At 72.0% G+C, this 9,351-nt stretch carries 11 protein-coding genes; 7 read left to right on the top strand and 4 right to left on the bottom strand.

Features of this window, described 5'->3' with window-relative positions; genetic code table 11:
• The first annotated feature begins 89 nt into the window (after positions 1–89).
• Positions 90–671: a TMEM165/GDT1 family protein gene (locus ACQEVM_RS19315; protein WP_433080683.1), complete on the top strand. Its 582-nt coding sequence runs from the start codon at positions 90–92 to the stop codon at positions 669–671.
• A gap of 259 nt (positions 672–930) precedes the next feature.
• Positions 931–1,392, top strand: coding sequence for a hypothetical protein (locus tag ACQEVM_RS19310; protein ID WP_433080681.1), 462 nt, complete (start codon positions 931–933; stop codon positions 1,390–1,392).
• Between the two features lie 176 nt (positions 1,393–1,568).
• Here the strand turns inward: ACQEVM_RS19310 and ACQEVM_RS19305 are convergent, their stop codons facing one another.
• The gene (locus tag ACQEVM_RS19305; protein WP_433080679.1) at positions 1,569–2,153 is read right to left on the bottom strand and encodes a hypothetical protein; all 585 of its coding nucleotides are present in this window, start codon (positions 2,151–2,153) and stop codon (positions 1,569–1,571) included.
• A gap of 239 nt (positions 2,154–2,392) precedes the next feature.
• On the opposite strand from ACQEVM_RS19305, the gene ACQEVM_RS19300 reads away from it, so the two are divergent.
• The 4 genes from ACQEVM_RS19300 to ACQEVM_RS19285 all read left to right on the top strand — a co-directional run bounded on the left by ACQEVM_RS19300 (position 2,393) and on the right by ACQEVM_RS19285 (position 6,035).
• Positions 2,393–2,719: a class I SAM-dependent methyltransferase gene (locus ACQEVM_RS19300; RefSeq protein WP_433080677.1), complete on the top strand. Its 327-nt coding sequence runs from the start codon at positions 2,393–2,395 to the stop codon at positions 2,717–2,719.
• Positions 2,720–2,960: 241 nt separating this feature from the next.
• Positions 2,961–3,638, top strand: a complete 678-nt coding sequence (locus ACQEVM_RS19295) for a response regulator transcription factor (RefSeq protein WP_433080675.1) — start codon at positions 2,961–2,963, stop codon at positions 3,636–3,638.
• Positions 3,635–5,113: a sensor histidine kinase gene (locus tag ACQEVM_RS19290; RefSeq protein ID WP_433080673.1), complete on the top strand. Its 1,479-nt coding sequence runs from the start codon at positions 3,635–3,637 to the stop codon at positions 5,111–5,113. The genes ACQEVM_RS19295 and ACQEVM_RS19290 overlap by 4 nt, the downstream gene beginning before the upstream one ends.
• Before the next feature lie 61 nt (positions 5,114–5,174).
• Positions 5,175–6,035: an endo alpha-1,4 polygalactosaminidase gene (locus ACQEVM_RS19285; RefSeq protein ID WP_433080671.1), complete on the top strand. Its 861-nt coding sequence runs from the start codon at positions 5,175–5,177 to the stop codon at positions 6,033–6,035.
• A 74-nt stretch (positions 6,036–6,109) separates the two neighbouring features.
• Here ACQEVM_RS19285 and ACQEVM_RS19280 read toward each other — a convergent pair whose 3' ends face one another.
• Positions 6,110–7,078, bottom strand: coding sequence for a helix-turn-helix transcriptional regulator (locus ACQEVM_RS19280; RefSeq protein WP_433080669.1), 969 nt, complete (start codon positions 7,076–7,078; stop codon positions 6,110–6,112).
• Between the two features lie 64 nt (positions 7,079–7,142).
• Between ACQEVM_RS19280 and ACQEVM_RS19275 the strand changes: the two genes are divergently transcribed.
• Positions 7,143–8,294 (top strand): epoxide hydrolase family protein, encoded by a 1,152-nt coding sequence (locus tag ACQEVM_RS19275; RefSeq protein WP_433080667.1) that lies wholly within the window; start codon positions 7,143–7,145, stop codon positions 8,292–8,294.
• 144 nt (positions 8,295–8,438) lie between these two features.
• On the opposite strand, the gene ACQEVM_RS19270 is transcribed toward ACQEVM_RS19275, so the two are convergent.
• A complete protein-coding gene (locus ACQEVM_RS19270; RefSeq protein WP_433080665.1) occupies positions 8,439–9,044 on the bottom strand; it encodes a hypothetical protein in 606 nt (201 codons plus the stop codon).
• The gene (locus ACQEVM_RS19265; protein ID WP_433080663.1) at positions 9,041–9,322 is read right to left on the bottom strand and encodes a hypothetical protein; all 282 of its coding nucleotides are present in this window, start codon (positions 9,320–9,322) and stop codon (positions 9,041–9,043) included. The genes ACQEVM_RS19270 and ACQEVM_RS19265 overlap by 4 nt, the downstream gene beginning before the upstream one ends.
• Positions 9,323–9,351 lie beyond the last annotated feature (29 nt).

Raw genomic sequence — 9,351 nt, 5'->3', positions numbered from 1 at the left:
CGCCCCGTCGTGCCGGGCCGAGTGGTTCTTCCCGTCGCCCTCTGGGTGCCGTACGAGCTGACGGCCCGGCCCCAGCAGAAAGCAAGGGAATGACCTTCGACCCCCTGGCGATCATCACCGCCTTCGGGCTGATCTTCCTCGCGGAACTCCCCGACAAGACCATGTTCGCCTCGCTGGCCATGGGCACTCGGATGCGGCCGTTGTACGTGTGGTTCGGCACCTCCACCGCCTTCATCGTGCACGTGGCCATCGCCGTCGGTGCCGGAAGCCTGCTCGGTCTGCTGCCGGACATCGCCGTCAAGCTCGTCTGCGCCGCCCTGTTCGCGTTCGGCGCCTTCGTCCTGCTGCGCAGCGGCGACGATGACGACGAGAACGGAGCCGCCAAGACCGTCACGGGATTCTGGCCCGTCTACACCACCGCGTTCATGGCCGTCTTCATCAGCGAATGGGGCGACCTCACCCAGATCACCACGGCCAACCTGGCCGCCACCAACGGTTGGCTGTCCACCGCCATCGGCTCCGCCCTCGCGCTGATGTCGGTCTCCGCCCTCGCCCTGCTGGTGGGTCGCTTCATCGCCCAGCGCGTTCCCCTCAAGACGGTCCAGCGCATCGGCGCCGGGTGCATGGGCGCGCTCGCCGTCTGGACCCTCATCGAGGCCTTCACCGGCTGACGTCCGCGTGAAGCCGCGCCGGGCGCCGCGGTGCCGGGGCACGGGGGCCGGGTCGCGCCCTGGACCCGCCCCCGGTCGCGGTCGCCGTTCCTGCGAGGACGGCTTCGGCGATCGGGCAGTGGCCCGGAGGTCGCCCGAGGCGCCGGGAGCCGAGAGGGATCAGGTCGCCACGCTCCGGCTCGTCCGGGCCGCGGGCGCCGTCGGGGAACCGTCAGGCTCCGCCCGCCCTCTGACAGGGCGTATCCCGAAGGAGGCTGTGATGACGACCGGTACGACAGGTTCGGGCTCCATGCACCCGAGTCCGATCGAGGCCGCGTGGAGACTCACCGTGGCGGCTGTCGCCGCGGAGGTGCTCGTCTGGTTCCTCGGAGCGTTCGTGGCGCCGCCCACCAGCCTGGACGAGTTGACCGAGTACGTCGGCCGCGACACCGCGATCGTCCGGATCGCCGTGGGGGCGGTCGTGCTCGCCGTTCTCCTCGTCGCCTGGCTGGTCGTGGCGGGACGGATGCGCGCCGGCCGGGGTTGGGCCCGGGCGGTGCTGACGGTCGTCGGAGTGGGGTTCCTGATGTTCCGTGTCGGTGGGCTCGGCACGGTGGAGGGCCCCGTGTGGTGGTCCGCCCTCAACGCCCTGCCCGACCTGCTTGCCGCGGCCGCGGTGGTGCCCATGTACCTTCCCGAGGCCCGCTCCCACTTCCTCGCCCGGCCGAGCCCCACCGGCTGACCCCGGCACCGGCTGACCCCCGCACCGGCCGACCCCGGCGCTCGGGAGACCGGGCAAGCGACGAAGGGCGGCCACGAGGATCCTCCCGCGTGCTGCGGGAGGCGCGGGAGCCTCGGGATCCGGGCGGAACCGCCCGACGGCGGCGACCGGCGTGTCCGCCCTGACCGGCGTGCCGGTCAGGGCTTGCGGGGCGCGGTGGGAGGACCGTCGCTCGGCGAGGTGCGAACGAGACGGTAGGCGTAGGGCTTCGAGCGGCGCGGGGCGGGTTTGCGGGCGATGCTCTGCGCGGCGCTCACGAGGGCGGCGACCTGAGGGCGGGCGCGCAAGTTCTGCAGACGATGGCGGGGGATCCCGAGCTGCTGCGCGGCGGCGAGGATGCCCGTCCCGCCCTGCACGGCCCTCAGCAGGAGTCGAAGGGCGAACGGGCTGGTCGGAGCGGTCGGGTCGGTCAGCCCGTGAGCGTGGGCGAGAGCGTGTGCGCCGGCCATGGCGGCGTTGAAGTGCGGGTCGGTGTCCTGCCAGACGGTGAGCATGCGCTCGGAGATCCCGGCGGCGAGGGCGCAGGCACCCGGCGGGAGGCCCATGGCCGCGGCGCGGACCGCCTCCGCGCGACGGTGGGCGTTCTCCGCACGGAGGTCTCCGGTGGTGTCGAGTGCCTCGCCGAGTGATCCGTGTGCCTCGTGGCCCGCATTGAGGTCGTGGACGGCGCGCTTGGCCCACGCCAGGCGGTGGCTCGTGTCATCTCCGTGCTGGGTGTTCACTCGTGTGACTTTCGATTGGAGGCTGCGCGGTGGTCGGGCGAGGGATCGTATGCGCTGATGGTGCCCGGAACAGTTGAATCCGGCAACAGTCGATGTGCCTGTAGTCGGGGCGTCCGGCGCCGGATCGCGGACACTGCCGGGGCCTGTCGAGAGCGCTCCCGAGGCCGCGCGCCCACCACGATCGCGGTCCGTGACGACCGCATGACAATCGGTGGCGCCCGGCCATGCCGTCAGGGGGTATGACACTCGTCGACCCGCGCATCGCGTCGTACTACACGGAGTACGACGAAGCCTCCCGACTCCACTCGACGGCCGTGGGGCGCCTGGAGTTCGAGCGGACCCGCGAGCTGCTGCGCCGGTCCCTGCCCCCACCTCCCGCGCGTGTGCTGGACGTGGGCGGCGGCCCGGGAACCCACGCGCGTTGGCTCGTCGAGGACGGGTGCGAGGTGCTGCTGGTGGACCCCGTGCCCAAACACGTGGAACAGGCGCGGGAGTACGCGCCCGTGGGCCGAGGCGTCGACGAGCACGCCGTGCTCGTCCGCCAGGCCGTGTTCGGCGCGGCGTGACGCGCCGGTCCCGGCCCGAGTGACGGCTGGTTCCCGCCGGGGTTGCTGCCGAGGTCATCGGAACGGAGGGAAGCGGAGCAGTACCCTCCATTCCGCTCGGGGGGAGACCCGGGGAGGAGGAACGTTTCTGTTCCGGACTGCTTAGTATGTGTTTCCGGCCGCGCCCCCCACCACGTGGCGCCGCGGCGCGACCCCTCCCGGCCGCCTCGCGGCCGACGCGAGAGCCAAGGGCGAACAGCACATGCGCGTACTTCTGGTCGAGGACGAACCGGACCTCAGGGACCTCGTGATGGCGGGTCTCAAGGCCGCCGGGTACGCCGTGGACGCCGCCGGCGACTGGCCGGATGCCGATGTCCTGCTCGACCTCGCCGACTACGACTGTGTCGTCCTCGACCGCATGCTGCCCTCCGGGGACTCCCTGCACCGCCTGGAGCGGCGCCGCCGCACGGGGTGGTCCGCGCCCGTGCTGTGTCTCACCGCGCTCAACGCCCTTCCCGACCGGGTGGACGGCTTCCGATCCGGCGCCGACGACTACCTCTCGAAGCCCTTCGCCATGGAGGAACTCGTGGTGCGGGTCGGAAGCCTCGCCCGCCGGGCGGCCCATCGACTCCCCGTCCACCTGGCCCACGCGGACATCGAGATGGACGCCGCCCGCCGCGAGGTCCGCCGCGACGGCGTCCTGCTCACCCTCACCCACAAGGAATACGCCGTCCTGCGCCACCTGCTGGTCCACCGTGAAACCGTGGTCACCCGCACCGCACTGGTCGCGCACTGCTGGGACGAGATGGCCGACCCGGTCTCCAACGTCGTCGACGCCGTCATGGCGGGGCTGCGCCGCAAACTCGGGCCGCCGTCGCCGATCCGGACCGTACGCGGCCACGGGTTCATCCTGGGATCCGCGGATCCGGACCTGCCGTGACGGCCGCCGATCCGAACCGGCCCACGCGCAACCGGCGCGCCCCCAAACGGGGTCGCGAGGGCGGTCGCAACGGATTCGGCAAGGCGACCGGCGCGATGCACGACACGGCCACCATCGAAGTCGGGGCCACCGCCGGGAGCGCGGGCGGGAGCGCCCGCCGGTCACCCGCCCGACTCCGGCTGCGGCGCCTCCAGTTCAGGCTGACCCTCGCCTACACCCTCGTCACCCTGGCCGGCGTGAGCGTGCTGTCCTGGATGGTGATCCGTACGGACGAGCGTTCCTGGCGCGCCGCGGAGTACGACGAGATGGGTCGGCGGGCCGCGGTCAGCACCTCGCTGATCTACTACACGGACGCCGGGATCCAGTTGGACGGCCTCTACGACGACGAGGCCACGGAGGGGCGCCCCCAGGTGACGGTGTTGCGCCGAGCGCCGGGCGGCGCGCTGAAACGTATCTTCACCTCGCGGGGTCAGGCCGAGCCCGTCGCCGAGGCCCGGCTGACCGCACTCGCCCGATCGGCCATGGAGCGGGACGACACGGTGCGGGCGGAGGTGTCCGACGCGCACGGCGATCCCGCGTACCTGCTCGGCCGACCCTTCCACCACGACGAATCGGGAGCCGTGGAGGGCGCGGTCGTGGTCGTCGGCGACCCGGCCCACCGCGTGGCCGAGCACAGCCGGCTGACCGTCTCCGTCCTGACCGGGGCCGGGCTGCTCACCGGCCTGGCCGCCGTCACCGGACACCTGCTCTCCGGCAGGAGCCTGCGCCCGGCCTGGCAGGCGCTGGAGGCACAGGAGCGGATGCTCGCGGACACGGCACACGAACTCCGCACCCCCGTCGCCGTCATGCGCAGCTCCGTGGACGTGGCGGGGATGGACCCGCGCGGCCTGGACCCGCACCTGCCGCGCATACGGCGCGCCACCGAACGGCTCACCGACGTCGTCGACAACGTCCTCACCCGGGGGCGCCTCCAGGGTGCGGCCGACACCCTGCGACCCGTCCCGCTGCGCCTGGACCAGCTGGTCGAGCAGGTCTGCGAGGAACTGACGGCCGGCCCGCACACCCTGACCGCCTCGCTTGAACCCTCGGTGGTCACCGCCGACCCGGCCCTCGTGCGGATCGCCGTACGCAACCTGCTCGACAACGCCCTGCGGCACGGCCGCACCCCGGGTGACCCCGTGGGGCGCGCGCAGGTACACGTCACCGTCCGCGGCCTCGTCGTGGCCGTCTCCGATCGGGGTCCCGGCGTCGTGGCAGCGGACCTGCGGGCCCTGACGTCACGGTTCCGTTCCCCGGGCGGTGGCTCGGGGATCGGGCTGTCGTTGGTGGCCGAGGTGGCCGCCGCGCACGGCGGCGGCCTCACCGCGGACACCCGGCCGGGCGGCGGGGCGGTGTTCCGGCTCCTCCTCGGACCGCGCGAGGCGCGGCGCGCCCGAGGACGGAGCACGGTGCCCGGGAACGGCCCCGGCTCATGAAATCCTCATGACCCCTCGCACAGGATACGAACACCAGACCGCACCTCGTACTGGAGAACGTGTGCCGAAACACTCCGCAACCCCCTTCCTGCGCCGCAAGCGCACCCTCGCCGCCGGCGCGGTCGGCGTCACGGCCGCCCTCGGCGCGGGCCTGATGCTCTTCCAGGCGTCCGCGGGCCAGGCGTCCGCGGGCCAGACGGCCGCCCCCCGGCTCCCCACGGCGAACATGGCCTTCGACTACCAGATCGGACAGGCGTACACGCCGCCCAAGGGCGTGAAGGCGGTCTCCCGCGACCGCTCCGCGAAGCCCGCCGCGGGCCTCTACAACGTCTGCTACGTCAACGCCTTCCAGACCCAGCCCGACGCCTTCGACTGGTGGCAGAAGAACCACCCGGACCTGGTGCTGCGCGATGGCAACAAGAAGCCCGTGATAGACGAGAACTGGGGCGAGGCGCTCCTGGACACCTCGACGGCCGACAAGCGCACCCGCCTCGCGAAGATCGTCGGAGACTGGATCGGCGGCTGCGCCCGCAATGGCTACCAGGCCGTCGAACCGGACAACCTCGACTCCTTCAGCCGCTCCGAGGGCCGCCTGACGAAGGCGCACAACGTCGCCTTCGCCAAGCTCCTGGCCGACCGCGCGCACGCCGACGGTCTCGCCGTCGGCCAGAAGAACACCGCCGAGATGCTCCCCGACCGCGCGAAGGTCGGCTTCGACTTCGCCGTGGCCGAGGAGTGCGGCCAGTACGACGAATGCGGTGACTTCGCGAAGGCGTACGCGAACCGTGTGTTCGTCATCGAGTACGAGTCTTCCGGCTTCAACCGGGCCTGCTCCACCTGGGGTGCGAAGCTCTCCATCGTCCAGCGTGACCTGGACGTCTCCGCACCGGGATCGGGCGACTACCGCTACCGGTCCTGCTGACCGACGGGCCCCGCCACCCCTCACGTGCGGGGCCCGTCACCCGCGCACCGCGGGGCCTCTCCGGGGCTGTCCGTTCACCGGGGCGCAGGTGTCGAGCGGGAGTAGCGGCCCGCGAGCCGCCGCAGGTGGGCGACCAGTTCCGCGGGCCCGGTGACGTCGAAATCGAAGTCGAGCATGCCCAGATGGACGGCGAGGGTCTGTACCGTGTCGGCGCCGGTGACCAGGGTGCAGCTGTCGGCGTCGATCGCCTCCACCGTGCCCACCGCGGGGTTGATCCGCTCGATCACCACCGCCGCCGGCGCGTGGACGGTCACGCGCGCGTGGTGGCGCCAGGCCGCGCCCGACACGCGTCCGGAGACGTACGCCGCGAAGTCACCACCGGGTACCTCGCGCGGGGCGAAACGCGGTCCGGTCGGGGTGCGGGGGCGGATCCGGTCGACCCTGAACGTCCGCCAGTCCTCCCGCTCCACGTCCCACGCCACGAGGTACCAGCGCCGCCCCCAGTTCACCGCCCGGTGCGGCTCCACGACGCGCCGGGTCGGCGACCCGGCGTGGTCCATATAGTCGAAGCGCAGTCGTTCCCGGTCGCGACAGGCGGACACCAGGGTGGTCAGCACGTCCGCGGAGACCGTCGGGGCCGGTCGGTCGGCAGGCACGGCCACGGTGTAGGCCTGGAGCGTCCGCACCCGTCGGCGCAGCCGCGACGGCAGCACCTGTTCGAGCTTGGCCAGTGCCCGGAGCGAGGTCTCCTCGGTGCCTGGGACGGAGCCCCGCGCGGCGGTGCGCAGTGCGATCGTCACCGCGACCGCCTCCTCGTCGTCGAGCAGCAACGGGGGCATCGCCGCTCCGGCAACCAGCCGGTACCCGCCGGCGGCCCCGCGCGTGGCGTCCACGGGGTAGCCGAGTTCTCGCAGGCGGTCGATGTCGTTGCGGACGGTACGCCCGCTCACCCCCAGGCGCTCGGCCAGTTCGGATCCAGGCCAGGCGCGGGGGGTTTGCAGCAGGGAGAGCAGACGCAGCAGACGCGCGGAAGTGTCGAGCATGAAACCCAAGCCTGAGGTCTGAATGGGAACGGAACGTGCCTATATCGAGAATACTGTCCTACCCATGGAGACCAGCAGCAACACCGACGCCCGGATCCGTTCCTTCCGTATCGACATCGCGCAGGAGGAACTCGACGACCTGCGCACCCGGTTGGCGCGTACGCGCTGGGCCGGCGACATCCCCGGCACCGGCTGGAGCCGGGGCGTGCCGACCGCGTACCTCAAGGAACTGGCCGCCTACTGGGCCGACGGCTTCGACTGGCGGAAGGCGGAGGCGGAACTCAACGGGTTCCCGCAGTTCACCACCGAGATCGACGGCCAGAACATCCACTTCCTGCACGTCCGTTCGCAGAATCCGACGGCCGTTCCGCTGCTCCTGGTACACGACTGGCCTTGCTCGTTCGTGCAGTTCGTCGACGTCATCGCGCCGCTGACCCGGGACTTCCACGTTGTCGTCACCTCCACGCCCGGCACCGGTTTCTCCGGCCCGCTCGGCGAGGCCGGCTGGAACACCGGCCGCATCGCGGGTGCGTTCGTCGAGCTGATGGCGCGGCTCGGCTACGACACCTATGGCGCCCAGGGGACGGGCGGCGGGGCCTGGATCGCCCTGGAGATGGGGCGTCGGGCGCCCGACGCGGTCATCGGCGTCCACGTCAATGGCCTGATCACCTTCCCCTCGGGGGCCCCGGGCGAATGTGACGGGCTGACCGGGCCCGAGCGGGAGCGACTGGCACGACTGGAGGACTTCCAGCAGGACAAGATGGGCTTCAACGCCATCCAGTCCACCCGCCCACAGACCCTCGCCCACGGACTGCACGACTCGCCGGTCGGCCAACTCGCCTGGATCGCAGAGAAGTTCAAGGAGTGGACGGACCCGAAGGTCGAGCTTCCCGAGGATGCCGTGGGCCGCGATCGACTCCTGACCAACATCAGCGTGTACTGGTTCACCGGTACGGCGGGCTCCTCCGCGAACCTGTACTACGAGTCGGCCCACGACCCGAGCGCCTGGGCCCCGAAGCCGCGCGGCACCGTCCCGACCGGTGTGGCCGTCGTCCTGGACACCGACATCGCCATCCGGCGCTTCGCCGAGCGGGACCACAACGTCACCCACTGGACCGAGCTGAAGCAGGGAGGCAACTTCCTCGCCCTGGAGCAGCCGGAGGCCTTCGTGACGGATGTCCGCGCCTTCTTCGGCACACTCGACGCCTGGGTCTGAGGCCCCAGGGCTGACGCGGGTTGGCGGGCGCTGTGGGCGGTGCTCCGTCCGCCGCCGAGCCGCTCGACCGTGATCGGCGGTTCAGTGGCGGTCGCAGGTCGCAGGTCGCAGGTCGCAGGTCGTTGGGCATCGGCTGTTGGCCGTTCAGCGTGTGTCGTTGGACCCGGCGGGAGGCAGCGGGCGCTTGTAGTAGCGCCACGGGAACCAGCCCTCGCCGACCGCGATCCATCCGTCGGCCTCCAGTCGCCGGTGGCGTCCGCCGGACACCACCGGCACCCGGCAGTGCTCCCAGGCGTGGTCGGAGGCCTCGACCTCGTGGAAGAAGGCGCCGTAGCCGACCAGGTGCCACCCGTCGCGCCCGGCGTCGGCGAGTGCGTTCATCTCGTTGAACGCCGTCAGAGGGGTGAGGATCCGTCGCTCGGGAGCGTCGGGGTTGTCCGACGCTCCCGACGGGGCGGCGTCCTTGTCCTTGTTCGCGAACCGCTGTTGCGCGGCCTGGCGGCTCACCCCCAGGACACGGCCCACGGTGTCCCAGCTGTGGCCCGCCGCCCTGGCGCCCTGGACGGCCTCGCGCAGCAGCCGGCCGGCCTCCTCGGCGCCGACGCGCGAGGCGTCGACCAGCCGCAGGTAGCCCGCGGCATCGTGTTCGAGGGAATCGGCGAGGTCGTCGGATACGCCCAGCACGGCCGCGGCGATGCCCTCGCGGATCCTGGCGGCCTCTTGCGGACCGAGCAACTGCTCGGCGCTCAAAGCCGCTTCCCGGGGCGGTGGTCGAGCGCGTCCGGCACGTCCTCGTCGCGGCGTGCGCGCTCGGTCGCGTCTCGTCGACCCGCCGCCGAGCGGGCGAAGCATCCGGCCGTGACGGCGACCAGGGCGAGGTCGAACGCGATCAGGACCACGTTGGCCGGGGTGCCGAGGCGATCGGCGAACATCGCCGTGAGCGCGGGTACGACCGCGACCAGGGGCAGGAGGACGGTCAGTGCCGAAGTGGCGCCGTCGGGTGCGGTGTTCGTCAACGTGTTCGGCATGTGTCAAGGAAACCTTGACATGATCACCG

The sequence above is a fragment of the Streptomyces sp. CA-243310 genome (genome assembly GCF_050936775.1).
In the GTDB taxonomy this organism is placed as follows: Bacteria; Actinomycetota; Actinomycetes; order Streptomycetales; family Streptomycetaceae; genus Streptomyces.
This window is presented reverse-complemented; position numbering and strand designations above follow the sequence as displayed.

Bases quoted from the DNA above. Each gene is read 5' to 3' on its own strand.
- ACQEVM_RS19275 (WP_433080667.1), top strand. From the start codon at position 7,143: ATGGAGACCAGCAGCAACACCGACGCCCGGATCCGTTCCTTCCGTATC.
- ACQEVM_RS19310 (WP_433080681.1), top strand. From the start codon at position 931: ATGACGACCGGTACGACAGGTTCGGGCTCCATGCACCCGAGTCCGATC.
- ACQEVM_RS19315 (WP_433080683.1), top strand. From the start codon at position 90: ATGACCTTCGACCCCCTGGCGATCATCACCGCCTTCGGGCTGATCTTC.
- ACQEVM_RS19295 (WP_433080675.1), top strand. From the start codon at position 2,961: ATGCGCGTACTTCTGGTCGAGGACGAACCGGACCTCAGGGACCTCGTG.
- ACQEVM_RS19300 (WP_433080677.1), top strand. From the start codon at position 2,393: ATGACACTCGTCGACCCGCGCATCGCGTCGTACTACACGGAGTACGAC.
- ACQEVM_RS19280 (WP_433080669.1), bottom strand. From the start codon at position 7,078: ATGCTCGACACTTCCGCGCGTCTGCTGCGTCTGCTCTCCCTGCTGCAA.
- ACQEVM_RS19265 (WP_433080663.1), bottom strand. From the start codon at position 9,322: ATGCCGAACACGTTGACGAACACCGCACCCGACGGCGCCACTTCGGCA.